At 45.1% G+C, this 21,863-nt stretch carries 21 protein-coding genes and 1 other RNA gene; 18 read left to right on the forward strand and 4 right to left on the reverse strand.

Annotated features, from left to right (window positions below; genetic code table 11):
* Positions 1-3: 3 nt before the first annotated feature.
* The 3 genes from AZI87_RS07810 to ssrS all read right to left on the reverse strand — a co-directional run bounded on the left by AZI87_RS07810 (position 4) and on the right by ssrS (position 2,811).
* Positions 4-555: a hypothetical protein gene (locus AZI87_RS07810; RefSeq protein WP_063206017.1), complete on the reverse strand. Its 552-nt coding sequence runs from the start codon at positions 553-555 to the stop codon at positions 4-6.
* Positions 534-2,507 (reverse strand): hypothetical protein, encoded by a 1,974-nt coding sequence (locus AZI87_RS07815; protein WP_063206018.1) that lies wholly within the window; start codon positions 2,505-2,507, stop codon positions 534-536. Before AZI87_RS07815 ends, AZI87_RS07810 begins: the two co-directional genes overlap by 22 nt.
* Positions 2,508-2,634: 127 nt before the next feature.
* Positions 2,635-2,811: non-coding RNA, 6S RNA (gene ssrS, locus AZI87_RS07820), on the reverse strand.
* A gap of 77 nt (positions 2,812-2,888) precedes the next feature.
* Here ssrS and AZI87_RS18110 point away from each other — a divergent pair.
* Genes AZI87_RS18110 through AZI87_RS07850 form a run of 7 tightly spaced genes read left to right on the forward strand, consistent with a single transcriptional unit; the run spans position 2,889 to position 8,801 of the window.
* Entirely contained in the window at positions 2,889-3,107 is a 219-nt protein-coding gene (locus AZI87_RS18110; protein WP_041872473.1) for a hypothetical protein, read from the forward strand.
* Between the two features lie 53 nt (positions 3,108-3,160).
* Positions 3,161-4,567, forward strand: a complete 1,407-nt coding sequence (xseA, locus tag AZI87_RS07825; protein ID WP_063206019.1) for an exodeoxyribonuclease VII large subunit — start codon at positions 3,161-3,163, stop codon at positions 4,565-4,567.
* Positions 4,568-4,792 (forward strand): exodeoxyribonuclease VII small subunit, encoded by a 225-nt coding sequence (locus tag AZI87_RS07830; RefSeq protein WP_063206020.1) that lies wholly within the window; start codon positions 4,568-4,570, stop codon positions 4,790-4,792.
* A gap of 2 nt (positions 4,793-4,794) precedes the next feature.
* Positions 4,795-5,664, forward strand: coding sequence for a polyprenyl synthetase family protein (locus AZI87_RS07835; RefSeq protein ID WP_063206021.1), 870 nt, complete (start codon positions 4,795-4,797; stop codon positions 5,662-5,664).
* 2 nt (positions 5,665-5,666) lie between these two features.
* Positions 5,667-6,446 (forward strand): TlyA family RNA methyltransferase, encoded by a 780-nt coding sequence (locus tag AZI87_RS07840; protein WP_063206022.1) that lies wholly within the window; start codon positions 5,667-5,669, stop codon positions 6,444-6,446.
* 43 nt (positions 6,447-6,489) lie between these two features.
* Positions 6,490-7,473, forward strand: coding sequence for a patatin-like phospholipase family protein (locus AZI87_RS07845; protein WP_063206023.1), 984 nt, complete (start codon positions 6,490-6,492; stop codon positions 7,471-7,473).
* An 8-nt stretch (positions 7,474-7,481) separates the two neighbouring features.
* A complete protein-coding gene (locus AZI87_RS07850) occupies positions 7,482-8,801 on the forward strand; it encodes an aminopeptidase P family protein (RefSeq protein WP_063206024.1) in 1,320 nt (439 codons plus the stop codon).
* A gap of 55 nt (positions 8,802-8,856) precedes the next feature.
* Here the strand turns inward: AZI87_RS07850 and AZI87_RS07855 are convergent, their stop codons facing one another.
* A complete protein-coding gene (locus AZI87_RS07855) occupies positions 8,857-9,603 on the reverse strand; it encodes an HAD family hydrolase (protein WP_063206025.1) in 747 nt (248 codons plus the stop codon).
* 51 nt (positions 9,604-9,654) lie between these two features.
* On the opposite strand from AZI87_RS07855, the gene AZI87_RS07860 reads away from it, so the two are divergent.
* From AZI87_RS07860 to AZI87_RS07910, 11 genes are all read left to right on the forward strand, one after another.
* Positions 9,655-10,110, forward strand: coding sequence for a hypothetical protein (locus AZI87_RS07860; protein ID WP_063206026.1), 456 nt, complete (start codon positions 9,655-9,657; stop codon positions 10,108-10,110).
* A 4-nt stretch (positions 10,111-10,114) separates the two neighbouring features.
* Entirely contained in the window at positions 10,115-11,746 is a 1,632-nt protein-coding gene (locus AZI87_RS07865) for a glycerol-3-phosphate dehydrogenase/oxidase (RefSeq protein ID WP_063206027.1), read from the forward strand.
* 161 nt (positions 11,747-11,907) lie between these two features.
* Complete coding sequence (locus AZI87_RS07870; protein ID WP_063206028.1) at positions 11,908-12,936, forward strand: hypothetical protein; 1,029 nt, start codon at positions 11,908-11,910, stop codon at positions 12,934-12,936.
* Between the two features lie 78 nt (positions 12,937-13,014).
* A complete protein-coding gene (locus tag AZI87_RS07875) occupies positions 13,015-14,058 on the forward strand; it encodes a rod shape-determining protein (protein WP_015089392.1) in 1,044 nt (347 codons plus the stop codon).
* A 13-nt stretch (positions 14,059-14,071) separates the two neighbouring features.
* Entirely contained in the window at positions 14,072-14,539 is a 468-nt protein-coding gene (locus AZI87_RS07880; RefSeq protein ID WP_063206029.1) for a hypothetical protein, read from the forward strand.
* Positions 14,523-15,458 (forward strand): hypothetical protein, encoded by a 936-nt coding sequence (locus AZI87_RS07885; protein ID WP_063206030.1) that lies wholly within the window; start codon positions 14,523-14,525, stop codon positions 15,456-15,458. The genes AZI87_RS07880 and AZI87_RS07885 overlap by 17 nt, the downstream gene beginning before the upstream one ends.
* 101 nt (positions 15,459-15,559) lie before the next feature.
* Positions 15,560-17,422, forward strand: a complete 1,863-nt coding sequence (locus AZI87_RS07890; protein ID WP_253696547.1) for an ATP-binding protein — start codon at positions 15,560-15,562, stop codon at positions 17,420-17,422.
* Between the two features lie 32 nt (positions 17,423-17,454).
* Entirely contained in the window at positions 17,455-17,679 is a 225-nt protein-coding gene (locus AZI87_RS07895; protein WP_063206032.1) for a hypothetical protein, read from the forward strand.
* 80 nt (positions 17,680-17,759) lie between these two features.
* Positions 17,760-18,497: a fimbrial biogenesis chaperone gene (locus AZI87_RS07900; RefSeq protein ID WP_081112149.1), complete on the forward strand. Its 738-nt coding sequence runs from the start codon at positions 17,760-17,762 to the stop codon at positions 18,495-18,497.
* On the forward strand, positions 18,494-20,911 hold the full coding sequence (locus tag AZI87_RS07905) for a carboxypeptidase regulatory-like domain-containing protein (RefSeq protein ID WP_063206034.1): 2,418 nt from the start codon (positions 18,494-18,496) through the stop codon (positions 20,909-20,911). Before AZI87_RS07900 ends, AZI87_RS07905 begins: the two co-directional genes overlap by 4 nt.
* Entirely contained in the window at positions 20,908-21,834 is a 927-nt protein-coding gene (locus tag AZI87_RS07910) for a spore coat protein U domain-containing protein (RefSeq protein WP_063206035.1), read from the forward strand. The genes AZI87_RS07905 and AZI87_RS07910 overlap by 4 nt, the downstream gene beginning before the upstream one ends.
* Positions 21,835-21,863: the final 29 nt, after the last annotated feature.

Here is a 21,863-nt window from a genome sequence, read left to right on the forward strand (position 1 = left end):
TTCTTATCGGCCGACTGGTTTTGACTCGGGACCGAGTTGTTCATCAGCGGCCTTTTTCATTTCCGAAGCCACAGATTCCCACGTATCTTCAGGACGGCTGACTACAACAGCAGAGCTTCCCATCTTTTCTTCTCCGCGAGCACCCGATGCTTGCAAGGAAATCATGCGCTGCTTTTCTTTATTAAATCCACTGACTGTCAGTCTTACTTCGACGATTTGTCCCATCTTAACGTTAGCAAGACTGTCGCTCAGTTGGCCTTCAACCACTTGCACATCTTCAGGAAGCGCCCAGACATACGAAAGATCGCTGGTCATTTCTTGATTCACCAAAATTCGACCTACGAGGTTTACATCTGAGTTTCCTGATTCAGGAATTTCAGTCGGAGCTACTTCTACTTTTAGAAGAGCAAGATGTTTTCCCACTGGAACTGGCATCCAGAACTTGCTTTTCACCGAAGCAGGTTCGCGTTTTTTATCCTTATTGGAAACATAGGCCCAACCTGTGATTCCAAAAATAAGAGCTACGAATAAAGTTAAGGCTGTTCTGTACCGCATAGCTGTTGCGAAGCTCCTTTATAGATTTTGTAAGACGAGGTGCCATTCATTTCACCTTGGGTTTTTTCATAGGCATTAATTTTCACGTTTAGTACGTAGAATCCTGCAGGCAACCCACTTAACGAGATTGTTTCCGAAGTCGTTCCGACCGATCTGCTCTGTTTGGCAATATAAGGACTTTTGTAGTTCGAGTACCAGTAGTCGTCCTCGAAATAGACGTAACTTCCATAATAAAGGATGAGGTCTAAGTTGGGTGCATTACCTGTGGGAGTGTAATCCAGTTTTAGAGTCGTTGCAGAGTTCCCATCATGCCAGTAGAGATAAAAATCGTTGTTCATTTGTTGATGTGATCGTCGGATTGGATCTCGGACGGCCATCTTTGTTTCTTCGGCGCCACCAACAAAACTCACCGCTGCGCACGTAGCCGGAGTAAGAAAATAAGCGTAATCTTTAGTCGTCTTGTTCTGTTTTTCTTCCGCGAGAATATCATTCCACTCGGTCGTCGCGACTCCGATTTGGTCTAAGAGCCAATTAAATAATCCCGCGTTTGGAATGGGGTATTTGGAAGTATTCACTAAGCTATAAGGAAGTGGATTACTTCTGTTATGGCCTGATGTATCCTCTCCGGCAAAAACTTTCCACACGCTCCCGAAAGATATGCCGCCCCCTTCTTTTCCAGGTGCATATGTTGATGCAATATTTCTAGTGGATTTATAAAGGGTTCTTGCGATGGACACTTCTCTGAAGGTTCCGGTCCCAGGCAAATCTGAGGAGACACTATCAGGAACAACGTCAGTGCCTTGTGCAGCTAAATTAAATGCAATATTCACGCAGGGGTTTGAGCAGCCGCCGCCCCTATAGCCATAAGTATCAACGTAATAGTGATATTTTTTTGTAGTTGGAATTCGGTCTTCCGAAGCCGAATTTTCTTTGGCGTCTGCTCCGGTCAGAATTGCTCCCTGCAGATAATTCGCCCAGCCCTCACTCCAAGCAAGTCTTGCATCAATAATAAAGTTTCCCGTGTGGGATCCACCCGGTGATTCAGAATTTCCATACACGTCTTCAAGAAAATGACCGTATTCATGGAGAACAACGGAATCATCGAAATGATCAGTATCCGACACTTTAACGTCGCCATTCACGCCGCCCAAAATATACAGTTTTCGCTCGCCGGGAGAATAGAATGATAGAGGGGTCGAAGAATTGAAATACGTGTACGGGTTGAATCCTGCTTTCCAAAATATCGTAACTTTTTCAGCGACCCACCATTTATTAGTATCAGCTTCTGGTACCCCAGCAACGGTACCGTTTTTATTTATATTTCTACGAATGTATTCATTTGCTAACAGCACATTGTACATAATATTGAAAGCGCCACCTTCAATTTTGGAGGAAATGGACTCGTTCGCTTCAGCTATGAGAGGATCGTTGGAAATGTCTTTGGCGGCGTTGGAGATATCAGAGGCACTTATGACAAAATTTTTGCTAATTGAATACGGAGTGTTGGAATAAATGTCTTCTAAGACGCTGACTTTCAAGTAGTTGTTGTATGCCCTAGAAAAAACCTTGAAAGTGTATGTGCCTGTTATCTTGGGAAGGCTGAAAGTTGCTAATCCTGAAGTATTGGTTTCGCCCTGTTGAACTCGATTACCGGAAGAATCATAGACATGAAATTCAGCGAATGGAATCGGAACCGCGTTTGCTAAGGAAACGACGCTTCCGATACCGTTTGTAGTGTCAGCGCCTGGTGTGAACGAAAGCCCACGATACAAAAATTTAGCTGAAGCTGTAACTATTAAGGGATCATTGATTGGCTTCGGAGTGCCATAATAGGCAGGTTCCGCCGAGGCAGGTTTAGAAGCATAGTCATTCGGCGAAAAGCCGCCGCCACCGCATGCAGTAATAGATAACGAGAGGATGCAAATAGCAGCCGCTAAAATCCTTGATTTCATAAGGAACTTATCGGCCTTAAAAAGGCATGACTGAACGCGGGTTTAGATGGAATTTTCTTTTAAATTTGTGGCAAATTGACGAAGTTTTTTGCAGGACTGTCTCAAGAAGAAACGCCTAAAAGAAATAAAAAAAGGCTCGATGGCCACTCTGAAAACTAAACCTCTATAGCTAAGGTGGGTGACCATGTTAACAACTTTAGGCTTCTCAATACGAGTTGAGCTTGCACACCATTGTCAGGGACAGTCCCCGTGATTATGCTTGTAAGGTTTATTTTCGATGAGCTTTACGCCGTCGAACCCTTAAAAACATTCTATCATGGAAGTTCGTCCCGTCAATTAAACCGGACTCTTACTTTGTGGCAAAGCTCCGATAAATTGCTTATGACACCAGAAAAGCTCGATTTTATTTTTCCGTTCTTCGTTTTTTTCTATGGACTGTTAATGGTCTTTGTGCTGGAAAACCCTTACCTGGCGCGGGTTGGCCAAGAGCGCATGGGCGAGATGTATCAAAATCTTGCTCGTCACAAATCTCTTGGGTGGGTGTGTTTCTTCGTCGGTGGCCTATGGTCCGCACAAAACGTGTGGTATTCATCTCTGTAAGTTGACTCTCAATGTATTGACTCAAGAAGCAGGGGAGACTAACTTCTGCTTCCATGTCAGATGCTCCAAATCAACCTCTTCGCAAAACGGATGTCTCAGCTCAAGCCACTCTCGGCGCGGCTGATATATTAACGAAATCCAGTGAGCCTTCGATTCTTTCTATTGAACAACTGAATGTCTACATCAAGCAGTTGCTGGAAGGCCAAGTGGGCATGGTGTGGGTGAAGGGCGAGATCTCGAACTTTAAGGCTCACTCTTCGGGGCATTTTTATTTCAGTCTGAAAGATCCGAAGTCGCAGATTACCGCTGTGATGTTTCGTGGTCACAACTCACGTTTAAAATTTAAACCGACAGATGGAATGGAAGTGATTGTTCGGGGCCGTATCACGGTGTACGAACCTCGTGGCAACTATCAGCTGATGTGCGAAATGATGGAGCCCGTAGGTGCTGGTGCTTTACAAAAAGCGTTTGAGCAACTGAAGGCGAAACTGAAGGCCGAAGGTCTTTTTGAAAGTTCTCGTAAGAAAGCCATTCCAACATTTCCCCGCCACATTGCTGTTGTGACTTCACCAACGGGAGCGGCGATTCGAGATATTTTAAACGTTCTCTCTCGTCGTGCAAAGTCCATTCAGGTCACCGTTGTGCCGACCGTAGTACAAGGCGAAGGGGCGGCTCCGCAAATTTGTGAAGCACTAAAAAAGGCGTTGAAGCTTCCAGGTGTTGACGTGGTCATCGTTGGTCGCGGCGGCGGTTCTATAGAAGACATGTGGTGCTTCAATGATGAGACTTTAGCGCGTCTTATTGCCTCTAGCTCCATTCCGATTATTTCTGCTGTAGGACACGAGATCGATTTTACCATTGCCGATTTTGTAGCAGATTTACGCGCACCAACTCCGTCAGCAGCGGCCGAGCTTGTAGCAAAAAGTTCCGGCGAGCTTGTGAATAAAGTCAAATCATTGGAACGCATGCTTCACATGTCTTTTGAAAAGAAGATGAAGCACTTACGCGAAAAGATGTTGGGACTGTCAAAACGATTGGTAGATCCTAAGCGCCGTTTGCAAGATTTAGAATTAAGAAACGATGATTTGTTAAATCGCTTGGAATTTGCGATGAATCGTTTGTTGAAAGAGCGTTCTCACCGTGTCGAGCTTTTGACAGAAAAGCTGGGCTCGCCGCAAGATCTGATCGATGAAAAACGAAAAGACCTTCAGTATCTTAAAGCGCGTACGGAAAAAGCACTTCTCTTTTCCATTGAGAAAAAACATGCTCGCATGTCACGTCTGATGGGTATTCTAGATAGCTTAAGTCCGCTGAAAGTCGTGGAGCGTGGCTACTCGATTGTTACAAAAAATAATGAAGTTATTAAATCTGCGAACCAAGTGAAAAAAGGCGATATGATCGACGTACGCCTGGCACAGGGTTCGTTGACGGCTGTCGTTGATAGCGTGAAAGGTGAATAAATGGATTTCGAGAAAAAATTAAACCGTCTAGAAGAAATCGTTCAAAAGATGGAAAAAGGCGATCTTGCCCTAGAAGACTCTCTGAAACTTTTCGAAGAAGGCGTGAAGCTTTCCCGTGAGTGCCACCAACGTCTAAACGAAGCCGAAAGCAAAGTGAAACTTCTGATGTCTGTGGGCGCCGACGGACAGCCGGTTGTTACAGATTTCTCTTCAGAGGAAAACTAAGCTTGGATTTGGCCATTCAGTTAGATCAAGAAATTGCAGTGCGCGTTCAGTCCGTGAATCAATACGTGGATAACTATCTTGAATCCATGGATCTTCCCCAAGGACCTGCCATTGCTGAACTAAGAAAGTCGATGCTGTATTCGGCAACGAACGGTGGAAAGCGCTTCCGTCCGGTACTTTCAGTTTTAGTCGGTGAACTTTTTGGTTGTCCGGCTGAAAAGATCCTTCCCTTTGCAACGGCAGTGGAACTTGTTCATACTTACTCCCTTATCCATGACGATCTTCCATGTATGGATAACGACGACATTCGCCGTGGCAAGCCTACCAATCATAAAGTGTATGGCGAGGATTTCGCCCTGCTTGCTGGTGATGCCCTTTTAACCGAGGCCTTCTATTTAATTTCAGACAAGTATAGCGATTCAACATTTCTGGTTGGTCAGCTAGTGCGCCTTCTTTCTTCAGCGGCGGGAATTCGCGGCATGGTCGGTGGTCAAGCCATCGATCTTCGCCCGGGCACACGCAAAATGACGAAAGATGAAATCGCGCATTTGCATTTATTAAAAACAGGAGCCCTTATCCGTGTGGCCGTCGAAGGTGCCGCGGTGATAGCAGGTGCTCGCCCTTCAGATATTGAACATCTTAAAAAATTTGGAGAAGGATTAGGTTTAGCCTTCCAAGTGGCCGATGACGTTTTAGATCATGGGGAAAAGGATCAAGATATCCGCAGTTTTACAGGGATTCTGGGGCTTGAAGGTACTAAATCTTATCTTCAAGAAGTCAGTTCAGCCGCTTTACAAGAATTGCATAAGGTATCTGCCGATGCTCCGATGTTAGAGTACTTGATCAGCTTTAATCAAAAACGTCAGGTGTAGTCATGTCTGAAAAGCAGCGCCTGGATGTCTATCTTGTTGAAAAGGGATTGGCCCAGTCGCGCACCCACGCACAAGAATTGATTGAAGCAGGACAAGTTTTTCTTGTTGAGGGAACTCAACGACGCGTCTTAAAAAAAGCCAGTCAGTCTGTTTCTACTGAAAACTCCGTCATCGTTGAAGCCGGTCCCGCGAATAGATTTGTGTCTCGAGGTGGGTTGAAGCTTGAAGGGGCTTTGCAGCATGTGAAGCTTTCCACTAAAGATTTAAATGTTTTAGACGTTGGAATTTCGACGGGGGGATTTACAGATTGCCTTCTTCAGTCGGGTGCCAAGTTTATCCTTGGTGTTGACGTCGGACACGGACAAGTTCACAGCAGCCTTTTAAAAAATCCAAAACTTAAAGTCTGCGAGGGCGTCAATGCTCGTGGTCTTTCCAAAGAAACTTCGGTTCTTCAGTATGTCCCTAAAGAAAAATTTGATCTAATTGTGATGGACGTTTCGTTCATATCGATCAGCTTGATAATTCCAGAACTTTCTTCTTTCCTAAACTCTCAAGGCGCATTGCTGAGCTTAGTAAAACCCCAGTTTGAAGTGGGCGTTGAAGGCCTGGGTAAGGGCGGCATAGTTAAAGACGAAAGGCTTTATGCCGAAGTGGAAAAGAAAATTCGCGAAGTTTGCGCACAAAGTTCGTTTGAAGTCCTGGATTATTTCCCTTCACCCATCGAAGGCAAAGATGGAAACCGTGAGTTCTTCATTTATTGTCGTCATTTAAATAGAATCTGACAAAGTTGGGTGCTAGGATCATTTAAATAAAAAAGGGGAAACAATGCGATTGATATTCTCTCTAGGTTTCATTTCTTCTTTGATCTTTGTTGTGGGCTGTCAGTCCATTCGCACGCGCGAGGACATGCGTAAGCCACCGCAACCGCGTCCAAGCCAAACCCCGCAACAGCCGACTCCACAGCCGCCACCCATTGAATCTGATGATGACGAGGAAGTTGCTGAAGTTCCAGCTCCGCCACCTCCTCCGGCGCCAGTTATTCCTACAATGCCTAAGATTGGAATTATCTTAGGGGCTGGTGGTGCAAAAACTTATGCGCACATTGGATTTCTTCATGAACTCTCTCGCGCCAAAGTTCCTGTTCACGCAATTGGAGGCGTTGAGTTTGCAGCACCCATGGCGGCCTTATTCGCGAATAAAGAACAAGCTAACGATGTTGAATGGCAGATGTTTAAGCTCAAAGGTGAAGACGTTATTAAAACGTCTTTATTGGGTTCGGTAAGTAAAAACGCCGATGTGACGATCTTAAAAGATTTTGTGGGGACCGCATTTAATCGGGCTAAGGCCGAAGACTTCCGCATCCCTTTTGCTTGCCCTTCTTACAACATGAAGAAGAATCAAGTCTATCTGATGAATCGTGGTGCCTTAGATCAACTCATGTACCTTTGCATGGCCTATCCGCCATTCTTTAAGCCGTATCAAGCCCAAAATATTTCTGGGGTTCGCGATGTGACGGCATTAGCCAATTATCTGCGTAGTAAAGGGGCCAACTACATCGTTCTTGTAAATGTGCTTCAGCCGCCAGGAGGCAAAAATTATACATTGGATGCTGCGGCAACTGACAACGTCCTATGGAATGAGATTGCAGGTCTGTATAATAAGCCTTTTGCGGGTGTGGATACTGTTGTTTACTTAGACACAACCAATTATGGTATTATGGATTTTGATAAGCGTCGCGAGATCATGAATAAGGGAGCTGATTCAGCTGCTCGCCAATTGAAAACTCTGACTCGCAAATGGGGACTGTAGGAGATTGTATGAGAAAACCCACTTTTGATATGAACGTTTTTGCAGAAAGAAGAAAAAAGGCCGGCCAAGAAATTCAAGGCGGTGCTTTGATCGTGGCTTCTCACCCCGAGCACATTCGCAATCACGATGTGCACTTTCCGTATCGCCAAGATTCAAATCTTTTTTACCTAACAGGTTGGGAAGAGCCTGAATCTATCATGATTCTGCGTCCAGGCTTAGTTCCAGAAACGGTGATGTTCGTTCGTCGCCGTGATCCTGAGCGCGAAACTTGGGACGGCTTCCGTTATGGCCCAGAAGGCTGTGAGCGCGAATTCAAAATCGACAAAGCTTATCCTATTGATGAATTTTCGAAAGTGGCACCACAACTTTTAAAAGAAGTGGACCGCGTTTATTACCGCCTTTTCAAAAATCCTGAAGTAGATCATCAAATGCAAAGTGTTCTAGAGACGGTAAAACAAATGCAGGGCCGCACTGGCTATGGTTTGTTGTCTATCCACGATGCCGACACTTTGTTGGGTGAAATGCGCTTAGTAAAAAGCGAATTTGAACTGACTCAACTTCGCGAGGCTTGTGAAATCACGGCGCAAGGTCACCTGGCGGCGATGCGCTTTACTCGTCCTGGAGTAACTGAACGTCAAGTTCAGGGCGTTCTTGCTCATCACTATTTCATGAAGGGTTCTGCGCGTGAGGGCTATAACCACATCGTAGCTTCAGGAAATGCGGCGACGACATTGCATTACAACTTCAATGATCAAGTTTGCAAAGACGGTGACTTGCTGTTGATCGACTCTGGCGCTGAATACAACTTCTACACGGGTGATATTACAAGAACATATCCAGTGAACGGAAAGTTCACGGATGAGCAGGCTCGTGTGTACGAAGGCGTGTTGAAAGTGCAAAAACAAATCATCGATTTTGTGAAGCCGGGCATTGTGTTTAAAGATCTGCACGAGATGGGAACATCTTTGTTAACGGATCTTATGTTAGAGCTAGGCCTGCTTTCAGGTCGCAAAGAAGATTTGATTCAAGCTTTGGCGCAGAAGAAGTACTACCCACACGGCATCGGCCACTGGTTAGGTCTTGATGTGCACGACGCAGGACTTTACTTTAAAAAAGGTGAGCCTCGTCCGATTGAAGCCAATATGTGCTTCACGATTGAGCCGGGTCTTTACATCCCTGCCGAAGATACATCAGCACCTCAGAAGTACCGTGGCATCGGCATTCGTATCGAGGATAATATCCGCGTGACGTCGACAGGTTCAGAGAACATGACTTCATCTGTTCCTAAAGAAATCACAGACATCGAAAAGGTAGTTGGGAAAGCTTAGGCAAAATTACGAACTAAAAAGAAAAAGGCCTCTTGGTTTCCAAGAGGCCTTTTTTTTATCCCACAAATCGGTGAGACAGCCAGGAATTGGTTTCAGCATGCTGTTGCAACTCATGCTCAGTTTTAAAAAGCTTATCGTCGCGTGAGGCGGCACTGACTGCCAAGCTTAAGCGTGTCGCGGATTGCAGAAGTTGGAAATCACCCATGGTATTTCCGGAGGCAAAGAAAGGCTTTTTACCACCGGTATGTTGAAGGAGAGCATCCACTTTTCCTTGGCGGTAGGTGATCAGGCCTTTTTGAGTATCGGTGATCAAGCCGTTTTCAATCGTTGTTTCAATTCCGATAACATCATCTTTTTTAAGCCCTAGCATTTCTGCCCCAGGCTCGACGGCCCACTTCACTGAAGCCGTGACGACAAAAACTTTTACGCCGCGAGAAAGAAACAGATCGATCAGTCTTTTCTGCTCCAGAAAAACCGGGAGGGGAGCTTGGTCCTTCACGGCTTGTCGCGCCCACTCGTGCACTTGCTCCAGTCTTTGGCCTTTACAGACTTGTGCTAGCCAAAGGTAGGCTTTCTGTGGATTTTCGGCCTTCATTGATTCGTAGTGATTCCAGGCATGCGGCGGAAGCTCGACAAGTTTGTTGTCGATTTGATAGTGGAAAAAAGTTTCTCCCAGATCGATATCCCACAGTGTTCCATCGGCATCAAATGCGGCGACGGGTGCAGAATCCTCTTTCAAAACTTGGTCTAGTGTCGTATTTATGCGGTTCCAAATCTCGATCGAATAGTCTTTGTATTTCATATTCTTCTAGTATGAAATAGGAAGAGTGAAATGACAAGGAGACCTCAGGCCATGAGCCTTTTTTGCCGAGTGATTCAGGCGGACGATTTACAAGATATCTTAGATCTCGAAAATAAAAAGCTGACAGAAGCTTATCCTGACGAAATGGAACGCATGATGGCGGGATGGAGCTCGAAATTTCGAGTGGAAGCTTTGAATCACTACATCCCATTGGGTTGGAGTTTTCTGGCTCGTGATGTGGAAAGTGGCAAGCTCATGGGTTATTTCATCGCGCAACCGCTTTTATTTTTGGACGGGCAAACGCAGTCATTATGGGTAGAACACGTTCAGTATTCTTCTTTGCAGGCGCGTGACGAGCTTTGTGAGCTTGCTTACAAGTTAGGTCGCGAAAAACATTTGCAAAGAGTTTATTTCCCGAACGACAACGGAGTTCCAAACTCCATCAAGGCTTTCAAGTCAGAAAGCTGGCAACCAGGCACTCTTTCAGTCAAGACGACAAAGGGATAGAGTTATGAAGAATTTTTCCTTCGCCAATCGTATCCAGAATATCAACAAAATGAAGACTCAGGAATTTGATCTGGTAATAATTGGGGGAGGAATTAACGGTGCCGGTGTGGCACGAGATGCCTCGGCGCGCGGAATGAAGGTCGCGTTGATTGAAGCCCGCGACTTCGCATCCGGCACGTCTTCAAAATCCAGCAAACTCATCCATGGCGGAATTCGTTATTTAGAAAACATGGAATTCAAACTGGTGTTTGAAGCCTTGAACGAGCGCACGCGTTTGTTTGAAATGGCTCCGCACCTTGTGCATCCTCTTCGATTTATGATTCCTTTGTACAAGGAAAGTCGTGTGGGCATGACCAAAATGGGTATGGGCATGTGGCTCTATGACGCTCTTTCTTTGTTTCAAGCACCTGAAATGCACGAACGCTTGAATGCAAAACATTCTTTAGAAAGAATGCCCGCGATCCGCAGTGAAAACCTTTTGGGATCTTATATTTATTCTGATGCTTACATGGATGATGACCGTTTGGTGCACGAAACCTTGCGTTCTGCGAACGACAACGGGGCTCTTTGCGCTAACTATGTAAAGTCCACAGGGGCTCAGTACGAAAACGGAAAAATCACAGCCGTCACATGCGAAGATCAAGTTAGCAAAGATAAGTTTGCAATCAAAGCTCGTCATGTCATTAGCAGTGTGGGGCCATGGACAGATCAAGTGGCACAGAATCTTCTGCGCGACTGGAAAAAAATTCTTCGTCCCACAAAAGGCATTCACTTAACTTTGCCAAAACATCGTCTGCCTTTAACAAGTGCAGTGGTGATGGGAGCGGAAAAAAGTGATCGTATTGTCTTTGGAATTCCTCGTCACGAAATGATTATTATAGGAACTACCGACACAGACTTTAAAGAATCGCCAGAGAACGTGACGACTACGCCGGAAGATGTGAAATACCTGCTGTCTATTACCGATCACTATTTTCCAGGTGCTAAAATTACCGCACACGATGTGATTGCAAGTTACGCCGGCGTAAGACCCTTAGTTCAAGACGGTTCTGCATCTGAAGGAAAAACAAGTCGTGAACACACGATTCTGAATGATGATGCAGGAATTACTTTCGTTGCCGGAGGAAAGTACACGACCTATCGCTTGATGTGCCAACAGACGGTGGACCGCGCTTTAGAATCTTTCACCCTCGAAGAGCGTGTGAAGTTTGCTAAAGCGGATACGGCAAAGCCTTTAAATTCTTATACAAGTGTCGATGCCTTCCATCAGGCGCAAAGTCTTGCGGATGCTTGGTCAAAAGAAACTGCTCGTCCTTTGGAAGACATCAAATTATTGACTGAAAGATATGGTCTTGAAGCGGCTGAGATCCTAGAAAAATATTCTGAAAATTATAGCTATTGGCAGCTCGAAGCGGCACAAGCTATCGACGCCACTATGTGTTTGCACTTAAGTGATTTCTATTCGCGCCGAGTTCCGTTGTTCCTAGCGGATCGCAATCACGGAGTGAAACACCTCGACGAAATCGGTGCGGTTTTCCAAGAAAAGTTAGGCTGGAGTGACCAGCGTCTTCATGAAGAAAAACACAACCTCACAGCCTACATGGCTCATGAAGTTGAATGGAAAAAACACTTCTAAGCCACTAAAATCACCGAGTATCTTTTACCCTCTGACGGCCTAAGCCGTCAGCACTGTCTAACTTTTTGATAGTGCATGGTTCCTCGTACCCCTATATTTCATTCTAACTTGGCAGGAAGTTTGAACTTTAAGCGGCGTTGCTCGTTGGTGGAGGACGTCAGATGAGTTTAAAAAATTCTTTGCTTTTGACTGCGCTTACGATGGTTTTAGGTGCCTGTGGTAACGGCGGTGGCGGACAGCCTGTTGTCACGGCGGCAGCTCCTATTCCAAATACAAACCCGACTCCCACTTCTATCGGTTACGAAGAGCTGACTTACGAGTTTAAATTTAATGGCTGTACGACGGGTAAGCACAAACTTCTTTCAAAAAAAGAATTCTGTGATGCTTTACTAAACGATGCGCTTAACAACAACTGCGCGCGTGAATTGCGTATTGAGCACTACAACCGTCAGTGTACGGCGACTCAACCAACGAGTGCCGGCAGCTTACTTCCTGCTAGCGCCGCTCGTTGTATTGTTAGCGGAATGGATTTGAAAGACCGTACCTTCTTAGACAACATGAATCCTTTTAATCCGCAACGTCGTCAAAGTGTGCGCGATATGTTTTGGAATGGAAGACAATCCCAAGCTTATGATCTTCTTTTTTCTAGCAATTCGTATGGCCGAGCTCGTTTCTTAGTTTCGCCCGCTCAAGGCGGTCGTTCTGCCCAAGGCGAGATCCTTTTGCAGCAGCAAAGAGGCGATGATGCGTTTTCTGCCCGTGGCGGGATGGGCTCCTCCCTCCGCATGGTCGTGACAAACTTTACTGACGAAAAAGAAGTCGATGCTGTGTGCATCTCTGACAAAGCTTTCCGCGTTGCCAAAAAAGATTTAAGAACCGTGAAGTGTTCCTTCCGTTTGGGTGGCGCTCACGATCGCAACTCAACAGTTCGTGAAGAGGTTTTGACATGGGACTTAGTAAGTTCTGTGCAAAAAGAAATCTTCCGTACCCGTCGCAGTGGATCCATCGTCGTGAAGCTGAAACCCGCTACCAATGGGGAAGAGGAGCGCATCGAAGTTGAAACTGTGGAGCTCGACATAGACAAAACATTCAAGGCCGAAGCGTCCCTGAATGAAGGTCTGGAAATCCGCTACCAAGGTCGCCAGACCCGTGCCGACTTCTCTCTTCAATGTGCGCCCGCGTCAAAATAACTGCAAGTCGGGGCTAAATATCTGCATTGACTCTGCTTTTCATCGCTCCTAGACTTGAGATGAAAAGAGAGAGTCCGCATGAGTTTTTTTGACAAAGTTCAAGATTATTTTTCGAATGATATTGCCATTGACCTTGGCACCGCTAACACCCTTGTTTACGTAAAAGGACGTGGAATTATTCTCGACGAGCCTTCTGTGGTTGCGGTTCAAAAAAATTATCGCGGAATGCAAAACCGTGTTCTAGCGGTAGGTAAAGAAGCCAAAGATATGTTGGGTCGTACACCTGGCAGCATCGTCGCAATTCGCCCCATCAAAGACGGCGTTATCGCGGACTTCGAAGTCACTCAGTCCATGTTGAAATACTTCATCGGAAAATCTTTGGGCGAGAAAAAATCTTTCATCCGTCCTCGTATCATCATCTGCGTTCCTTACGGAATCACGCAGGTGGAAAAACGTGCCGTGAAAGAAGCTGCTCAATCCGCAGGAGCACGTGAAGTTTATTTGATCGAAGAACCAATGGCAGCCGCGATCGGTGCAGGTCTTCCAATCACAGAACCATCTGGAAACATGGTTGTGGATATGGGTGGCGGTACGACAGGTGTTGCTGTGATCTCTTTGGGTGGTATTGTTTACTGTAAATCTATCAAAGTTGCGGGCGATAAATTCGACGAAGCAATCGTGAACTACGTTCGTCGCCAGTTCAACTTGTTGATCGGTGAAAGAACAGCTGAAAATATCAAAATCCAAATCGGTAACGCTTATCCATTTGAAGAAGAAAAATCGATGGAAATTAAAGGTCGTGACCTTGTTGCCGGTGCTCCAAAAACTATCGAAATCACTTCTTCGCAAGTGAACGATGCTTTGATGGATCCTTTGTCTGAAGTAGTTGATGCTGTTCGTACGGCGCTTGAAAAAACTCCACCGGAATTAGCTTCTGATATCGTTGATAACGGTATCGTACTTACGGGCGGTGGTGCTTTGCTAGCGAACCTTGATGTGTTGCTAAGAGAAAGAACAGGTCTTCCCGTTTCTATCGCAGAAGATCCTTTAAGCTGCGTAGTAATGGGTTCTGGTAAAGTTCTCGACCAGCTTGATCTTCTCAGACAGCTTACAGTCGACTAACATATAAGGAATTATGACCGAGGCTGACGTACAATCTATCGCTTTGTTTTTCTACTTTGCTTTGCTCGATGATCAAAAAGCGATAGAGGCTTCGTCTCAGGCTCTGGCCCTTGGTCGAGCTCGTAAGCAAAGAAATCCTGACTTAAAAAACTCCGTCGCCATTGTAGCCGCTACGAAAACTGTGTGGGATCGATATAAGTCCCGCGTGGCGCGCGGCCGTCCCAATACATCCGTTGAATCGGGTTGGCTGATTCCTGATGGGACTGATTTAGGTCCTTGGCGTGAATTTCAAAAATCAGCATCTGAAGACGAACTGCTGACGGTGATCTGGTCTAAAATTTTAAAACTTGAAGATGATGATATTTCTGAAGGCTTGGGGATCACTCAAGGAACGATTCGTTACCGTTTGGGTCGCGCTCTTCGTAAATTGGGCAGCATGACTCAGGCAGTGGGTAAGTTAAAGCATGGCACAGGAAAATAACATTCCTCTTTCAAAAAAAGGAAAAAGAGAGATCTCTCCTTTTATTGGGCATGAGCTGCTTTACGATTATCTTACTGGTTCCTTAGACAAAGACCGTCGTTTGGCGGTGGAAGATCACGTTAAATTTTCCCGAGACGCCCAGTTAGATCTTACTAAAATTCAAAACGGTCAGGCGTATGCGGAAAAGCTCGCAGACACTGTCGTGTCTCAACACATCATTGGACAAATCAATGCTCCTTCAAGTTATATGTCGGTGCTTATGCAGAAGTCGAACTTCGATAAGTGGCCACAAGGTTTGAAGTGGGGCTTAGAGGCTTTAGTCGTCGTCGTTGGAATCGTAGTATTGTTATCGATCACTCCTTGGCAGAAAGTTATGGAGCTGAGTACGACGACAGGTTCAAAAGAAGTGGTCTTAGCGGAAGTATCTAAAACTGGAACTTCGACAACGGTTGAAGATCAACCCCAGTTTGTGGACGAAGGTGTGAAGGAAACTTCAACGCCAGCACCGACCGCTCCTGTGCAAGATACGGCGAAGCCAACGACAAGTCCGACGCCGACAGTGGCGGCGAAGAAAGAAACTCCCGTGGCGGAGGCATCATCAGCAACAAGTCCAGCTACCGGTGGTGGATTTCTTTATCGGGGTGACATCGCGGTTACCAATATCGAAGTTATCGGACCGAAAATCACAGACAAGATCAACGAACTTGGTGGACGTAAAGCCGGGGCCGTGGAACTGGGCTGGAAGAAAACGGCCACTTCCATGTATTATCACTTCACTATTCCTGAAGCAAAATATCAGGATCTGATGAATTTCTTGGGGACTTACGGAAAGCCTAAGATTTCAAAAGAAAAGCATCCTCGCGTGATGCCCGATGGAATCGTGCGACTTATTATTACTGTGGATGAAGCGAAGAAGTGAAAACCTTAAGAAAAAAACCTAAAAGATCATTACGTACGATTTTGATCGTTTGGTTTGTTCTTTTCTCGGTGGTCCCTTTAGCTTTTGTCACCATCTACTCCATGATCAAATACGAAAAAGCGATCGATCACGAGTTGTCGCAGCGTTTGAGCGGCAATGCCCGTGAAATCGAAGTGGCGTTAACAGATCTTCGCGCCGGTCTTCAGCAAAAACGCGATAAATATGTCCGTGATCCTAGCTTGGTTTATCACGTGACGATGGGGGATGGATCGACGTTGCGCTCGTTATCGGGACAGTGGATTCGTTCTGATAATATTTCAAGTCTGACATTCTTTAACCGTGAAGGGCGCATGCTGGCTTCGGTGTTTAAAGATGATAAAGATGTTATTCGTAGCTTCGTTCCTTCTCAAGATGCCGTGTTTTTGTCTGCGAAATACATGGCGCAGGTCAAAGACGAAAATGAAATCGCTTTAGCCGAGTTCGGCGAAAATCAGAAAGTAAATCTGATCTTGATATCCAAAGTCACGGGAGCTGGTGGACGTGTTGTCGGCTATGTGGAACAAATCGTGGATATTAATAAAGCGTTCGTTGGCAAAATCAAAAATCGTCTGAAGCTGGAATTGATTTTCTTTAAAGACTCGGGCCAAGTCGTGGTTGCCAGTCATCCTGATTTCTATCTTTATAAAAAAGATTTCTTTCGTCCTTATTTCCGCCCTGGCGCGGAACCATTCTTTGATCTCAACATTAGAACTACACCATATGGATTTTTGGTTTATCCACTTGATTGGGGAATCACTAAGTTCTATGTCGCTCTGGGCGCTTCAAAGAGTGAAGCAAAAGCCGTCCTTAAGAACGTCAACTATGCCTTTATAACGGTTGTTGGCGCCGTCGTTGTTCTTCTAGTGTTAACAATTCTTGTGACATCAAGCTGGGTGCTAAAACCCTTATATGATCTTGTTGAGGCCTTGCAGTCATTTGAGTCGCAGGAACAAGCCGTGACCATCCCTGTGAAAAACGACACCGAGATTGGGCTTTTAACAGAATCTTTTAATGAAATGAGTAAAAAAATCTGGCAAGCCAGATCGGATCTTCGAAAAAAAATCACAGAACTTGAAGCCGCAAATAAAGAACTTAAAGACACGCAAACAAAACTTGTTCACTCTGCAAAAATGGTGAGCTTGGGTCAGTTGGTCGCCGGTGTTGCGCATGAGCTGAACAATCCCATCGGATTTATCTATAGCAACATGACTCATCTGAAAGAGTATTCAGAAAAATTGATTCAAATTGCTGAGGTCGCTGAAAAAGACCCGAAAAAACTTCCCGCAGTAAAAGAAGAGTACGAGTTTGACTATATCGTGAAAGATCTGCCGAAGCTTGTAGCTTCTTGCCAAGATGGGGCTCGTCGCACTCGAGATATTGTCTTGGGATTAAGAAATTTTTCGCGCCTGGAAGAAGCAAAACTACAAGAGATCGATGTTCATCAAAGTCTCGATACAACATTGAACTTACTGCAAGGTGAAATCAAAAATCGCCTAGAAATTCATCGTCAATACGAACCAATACCGATGATTCATTGCTACGCGAGCCAGATAAATCAAGTCTTCATGAACATTCTTTCCAATGCTGTTCAGGCCATTGAAGGCACGGGACACATTTGGATTTCCACGACGGCTTTGAAAGACTATAAAGGTTCTAAGGACCGCCGCGGTTGGGTACAAATCTCAATTCAGGACAGTGGAAAAGGAATGTCAGCAGAAACCCTGGAAAAAATCTTCGACCCGTTCTTCACCACAAAAGGGGTGGGGCAGGGGACCGGTTTAGGACTGAGTATTTCTTACGGCATTATTCAAAATCACGGAGGAGAAATCCAGGCCCGTTCTGAAGTTGGCGTAGGGACTGAATTTATCGTGATAATCCCAGTCTATCCACCGATTCAGGAAAAGAACCCAGCACTTTTGTCCTAAAGCTTTCGTCGAGCTTTTCCGAGAAGAATAGGGTGAAAACTCTTTTCTTCCTTTCAATTTTAATCATTGGAAGTTTCAGCCAAGCCCAAAGCTCGAAAGGACTGCAGCTTGCGGGAACAGTTCCTCTTAAAGCAGAAGTAAAAATTCAGTATACAAAAACGGGTGTCGCTCACATTCAATCCAAAAGCTCACCTGAACTGCGCACCGAAGTAGATAAAAGAAAACCGGCTTCAATCGTTCGAGTCTCTGCGCCTTAGAAATTTTTCCTCTCTTAGGACTAGTTGTTAAAAACTGAATAAGTTCACCATTTCCCTGCTATAGCCACTTCGATAAGCTTATGAATATGTTCAAAAATATTCTGGCTCTGATCGTTTGTTTGGCGGCGATTCCCTCAGTGTCGTTTGCGTTTCGTTTGACTCCGATGGTGATCCACTTTTCACCAAGTGGAACAAAAGCAACCCAAGTTCTTACCTTAGAAAATCCCAGTACGGAAAAAGTTCCTATTCAGATTGAAGTCTTCACACGAACAACTGATGCCAAAGGCGAAGAAGTTCGAACGAAAACAGATGAGTTCAATGTTTATCCGGAACAAGTTGTTCTTCTGCCCAATGAAAAACGAAATGTCAGAGTTACCTGGTCCGGCGAGCTTAAAGGTGCCGAAGAAAAAGCCTTTCGCATTATCGCTTCTCAACTTCCTGTCGAATTTCGAGATAGAAATGCCAAGCCAAAGGCTAATGGTGTAAACCTCAATTTTCTTTTGCAGTATGTGGCTTCCGCCTACGTCACACCCGAGGGTGCGGTCGCAAAGATCAAAGTGAAAGAAGTTAAAAGCCTGGATAAAAAGAAGGTCCGAGTGACGGTGGCAAATGAAGGTACCGCCCACTTTGTCCTTAAGCCGAAATCCTTAAAGATTTACTCTGGTGAAACTTTGGTTGGGACGGTTTCTCCGATCAGCGAATTGGAAAATACGAATTTGTTACCAAAGACTGAAAAGACTGTCGTCGTAAATTCCAATAAAGAAATTTCAGGAAATAATCTGCGCGGAGAACTTGAGCTGGCGGAGTCCGGAGATTGAGATTTCTTTTTAGCTTCCTTCTTTTAATATTCTCTTTGGCATTGCCGGCTTTTGCTCAATCTGTGCGACCGGCGTTGTCAAAGCCCTATCTTGTGGCGCCCATTGTTTTAGACAATCAAGTGATTGCCCAAGCTTGGGTATTTCCACGTGAGGATAAGAAAAATTTTGCTGTCGAAGCAAAACCACTTCTTGAAGGCTTACAAAGTCAGCTCAAAGACTCTTTATGGATTAATCTTAAAAACCGCGTCCGCCCAGAGGGTGTGGTGACTTTGCAGGATCTAGAGGGCGCAGGCCTTTCTGTCTTTTTTGATGAAGCTCGTCTGGAGCTAAAAGTTGATCTTCCATTAAAGCATCGTCGGGGCAATGACTTAGATTTAAACTATGCAGAATTAAGCACTCGCCCTTACATGCGACCCGACGCTCATAGCGGATATTTAAACCTAAGAATGCTTCAATCCTTTCAGTACGGAGCGGGAACCACCGAAGAGAAGCTGCCTTTATCTTCCCAAGTGGATTTAGTTGAGAACATCAAAGGTTTTGTTTTCGAATCGTCGGGTGAATATCTCGAAGGGGACGAATATCCGTGGAAACGTCATGACACTCGAATCCGTCATGATGACGAGGAGAGAATGATTCGTTATACCCTCGGGGATTTGACATTGAATTCTCGCGGCTTTCAAGTGGCTCCGAATCTGGCCGGTTTTTCAGTGGTCAAAGAGTTTTCTATTCAACCCTATAAAACACTTCGTCCTTTAAGCAACACCGAGATCGTGATCAAGCGACCTTCCTTTGTTGAAGTTTATGTGAACGGATTTCTTTACAGTCAGCTGCGCTTAGCCCCGGGTGTTTTTAATATTCGAGATTTCCCTTTGGCGATTGGACAAAATAACGTCAAAGTGAAAATTCGCGATGATTTTGGTCAAGAAGAGCTCTATGACTTTTCGGTTCTTTTTGAAAACACCCTTTTAGGGAAAGGTGTCCAAGAATTTTCTTACGCCGTCGGATTGCCATGGAGTGAATCAGGGGCAGACCGTGCTTATGACAACACCGGAGCGGCGACCACCTTCTTTCACCGCGTGGGCGTGACTGATCAATTAACTCTAGGTCTTAATTTTCAAAACTATTTATCTCAATCTATGACGGGTTTGGAAGTTTCGGGTATCAGTCGTTGGGGATATCTTTCATTTGATGGTGGATACAGTTCTGTTTCGGAAGACAAGCAAGGATTTGCAGAAAAACTTCGCTATCGCACTTTGGATAGAATGCTTGGACGGGATGTGCCGGTCGTCCTGACACTCGAAGCTGAAAATCGAGATCCTGATTTCGTTCCGGTTTCGGTTTTTGATACCGGAATTGTGTCTTACGTTCGCCGCTATGATTCTCAATTGAACTTTCGCTTTTTTCAAAATTGGTTCTTTGGTGTTGGCTCAGGAACCCTGGAAGTTCCTACCGGAGTCAACGAGCGCCAGTATCGCTCAAATCTAGTGGTTCCTATAAATAATCAAACTCGCGTTGAACTGAGTTACAGTAAAACGGTCGGGTTGAATGAAGACGATCGTGGTTTGATTTCGTTCTTCTGGAACGAGGCTCAAGGTAAATACAGCGCCAGCGCGTATTACGACTCTCTTCAGAAAACGACGAACCTGACTGTGAATCGAAACAACATGCACAAATATGATGATGTAAGGGCCTCTGCTTCTTTGCAAGCAAGTGACGGTCAAGAAAGTGCGAACCTTATGGCTGAATACTTGGCGCAGCCTTTCAGTCTGCGCTTGGAGCACTTCACGACACGTCAAGATTCACAGGACACAAATACCACCTCATTAGGTCTGAATACAGGCATTGCTTGGGTGGGAAATCATGCGGCTTTCACTCAACCCATTTACGATAGTTTCGTGTTACTTCATTCAAAAATGCTGCCTGAGGGTCAGGAGTTGATGATCAATCCGAATGGAGAAAAAGGAGACGCCCAACTAGGACCTCGCCATACTACGGTTTTAAGAGATCAATCGGCGTATTACAAGTACACGGTGAATGTGGATTCAACGTCTCTTCCCATTGGTTATCTTTTAGAGAAAGAATATTTCAATGTGCAACCAAGCTATCGTAGCGGTGTTCTTATAGAGTTGGATTTAAAAAAGAAGATTATGGTGAAAGGGCGTGTGGTAGATCAAAAAGGTCAACCCATTGCTTATGTTGCCGGTGATATCCTGAACAATCAGGATCAACTGGTCGACAATACATTCTTTACTAATAAAAATGGTGGATTCTTAATTGAGGGTTTAGAGCCGGGCCAATATAAAATTATGACGGACCGTCCTTACTTGGGTCCTCTGATTTTTGAAGTTACCGAAGTGCCGGGCAACTCGCTGGATCTTGGAAACATTGTTTTAAAGAAAGAGGACAGTGAATGAGAACGCTGTTTTTTCTAGGCATATTGATGTTTCACGGACACTTTGCATGGGCCTGTGTTTCCATGCAGCTGCAAACATCGCAAACGGCCATCAACTTCAACAGTTCAACGACGGCGGCTCCAACATTCACAGTCAAAGCGAATACGAATCCCGGTGGCTGTAACTTCTTTATTACTTTTGATTATGGAAATGCGCCATCGTATTCAAGTCGGTCAATGAACCAGGGATCTGACAAATGGCCGTTTCAAGTTTCCAAGGATTCTGCACAACAGAATATTCTAAAGCATTTTCCAGACGTGATGGGAACGAATGATGTTCTGACAGGAACGCTCGCTGAAGGCAGTAACGATCGACAAGTGAATGTGACATATTATGCGAAGCTTGATGATTCCAATCCTTGGTTGCGATATGGAAATTACACTGAAACCTTAAACGCGCGTTTGTATCGCGGAAGCCCTACGGTTTCAGGATATACACTTATAGATAGTCGCTCGATTGTGTTTAATTATAATGCGCAAAAACGAGCCGATATCTCTGTAACCGCATCTGGTGGTTCTTTTGACATTGGCGATACGACTGAAACACTGAATTTTGGAAATCTGTCTTCGGGACTATCGCGAACGGCCTTGATAATTCTTAAGTACAATGCGGGCTACACTCTGTTCGCGTCTTCGCAGAATAATGGACAGTTAAAGCACATCTCGGCAAATCAGTTCATCAATTATGCTCTCACTATTAACGGAACGTCGGTGAATCTTTCTAACACTGCTACCAATCCCACACAAGTGGCGAGAGTGCTAGGAAGATCTCCCGCCAGTGGAACGGCGCTGCCAGTCGTTGCGACCATTGGTTCCGTGGCCAGCAATCAGCAGTCGGGAGTTTATACCGATACAATCACTCTGACGGTGCAATCTGCGGAATAAAAAAAGCCAACCTGAGAGGTTGGCTTTTT

Origin of the sequence: Bdellovibrio bacteriovorus (assembly GCF_001592745.1) — a bacterium.
GTDB lineage: Bacteria > Bdellovibrionota > Bdellovibrionia > Bdellovibrionales > Bdellovibrionaceae > Bdellovibrio > Bdellovibrio bacteriovorus_B.

Excerpts from the sequence above, each read along its gene's own strand:
- AZI87_RS07810 (WP_063206017.1), bottom strand. The coding sequence starts at position 555 with ATGCGGTACAGAACAGCCTTAACTTTATTCGTAGCTCTTATTTTTGGA.
- AZI87_RS07815 (WP_063206018.1), bottom strand. The coding sequence starts at position 2,507 with ATGAAATCAAGGATTTTAGCGGCTGCTATTTGCATCCTCTCGTTATCT.
- AZI87_RS18110 (WP_041872473.1), top strand. The coding sequence starts at position 2,889 with ATGACACCAGAAAAGCTCGATTTTATTTTTCCGTTCTTCGTTTTTTTC.
- xseA (WP_063206019.1), top strand. The coding sequence starts at position 3,161 with ATGTCAGATGCTCCAAATCAACCTCTTCGCAAAACGGATGTCTCAGCT.
- AZI87_RS07830 (WP_063206020.1), top strand. The coding sequence starts at position 4,568 with ATGGATTTCGAGAAAAAATTAAACCGTCTAGAAGAAATCGTTCAAAAG.
- AZI87_RS07840 (WP_063206022.1), top strand. The coding sequence starts at position 5,667 with ATGTCTGAAAAGCAGCGCCTGGATGTCTATCTTGTTGAAAAGGGATTG.
- AZI87_RS07845 (WP_063206023.1), top strand. The coding sequence starts at position 6,490 with ATGCGATTGATATTCTCTCTAGGTTTCATTTCTTCTTTGATCTTTGTT.
- AZI87_RS07850 (WP_063206024.1), top strand. The coding sequence starts at position 7,482 with ATGAGAAAACCCACTTTTGATATGAACGTTTTTGCAGAAAGAAGAAAA.
- AZI87_RS07855 (WP_063206025.1), bottom strand. The coding sequence starts at position 9,603 with ATGAAATACAAAGACTATTCGATCGAGATTTGGAACCGCATAAATACG.
- AZI87_RS07860 (WP_063206026.1), top strand. The coding sequence starts at position 9,655 with ATGAGCCTTTTTTGCCGAGTGATTCAGGCGGACGATTTACAAGATATC.
- AZI87_RS07865 (WP_063206027.1), top strand. The coding sequence starts at position 10,115 with ATGAAGAATTTTTCCTTCGCCAATCGTATCCAGAATATCAACAAAATG.
- AZI87_RS07870 (WP_063206028.1), top strand. The coding sequence starts at position 11,908 with ATGAGTTTAAAAAATTCTTTGCTTTTGACTGCGCTTACGATGGTTTTA.
- AZI87_RS07875 (WP_015089392.1), top strand. The coding sequence starts at position 13,015 with ATGAGTTTTTTTGACAAAGTTCAAGATTATTTTTCGAATGATATTGCC.
- AZI87_RS07880 (WP_063206029.1), top strand. The coding sequence starts at position 14,072 with ATGACCGAGGCTGACGTACAATCTATCGCTTTGTTTTTCTACTTTGCT.
- AZI87_RS07885 (WP_063206030.1), top strand. The coding sequence starts at position 14,523 with ATGGCACAGGAAAATAACATTCCTCTTTCAAAAAAAGGAAAAAGAGAG.
- AZI87_RS07890 (WP_253696547.1), top strand. The coding sequence starts at position 15,560 with ATGATCAAATACGAAAAAGCGATCGATCACGAGTTGTCGCAGCGTTTG.
- AZI87_RS07900 (WP_081112149.1), top strand. The coding sequence starts at position 17,760 with ATGAATATGTTCAAAAATATTCTGGCTCTGATCGTTTGTTTGGCGGCG.
- AZI87_RS07910 (WP_063206035.1), top strand. The coding sequence starts at position 20,908 with ATGAGAACGCTGTTTTTTCTAGGCATATTGATGTTTCACGGACACTTT.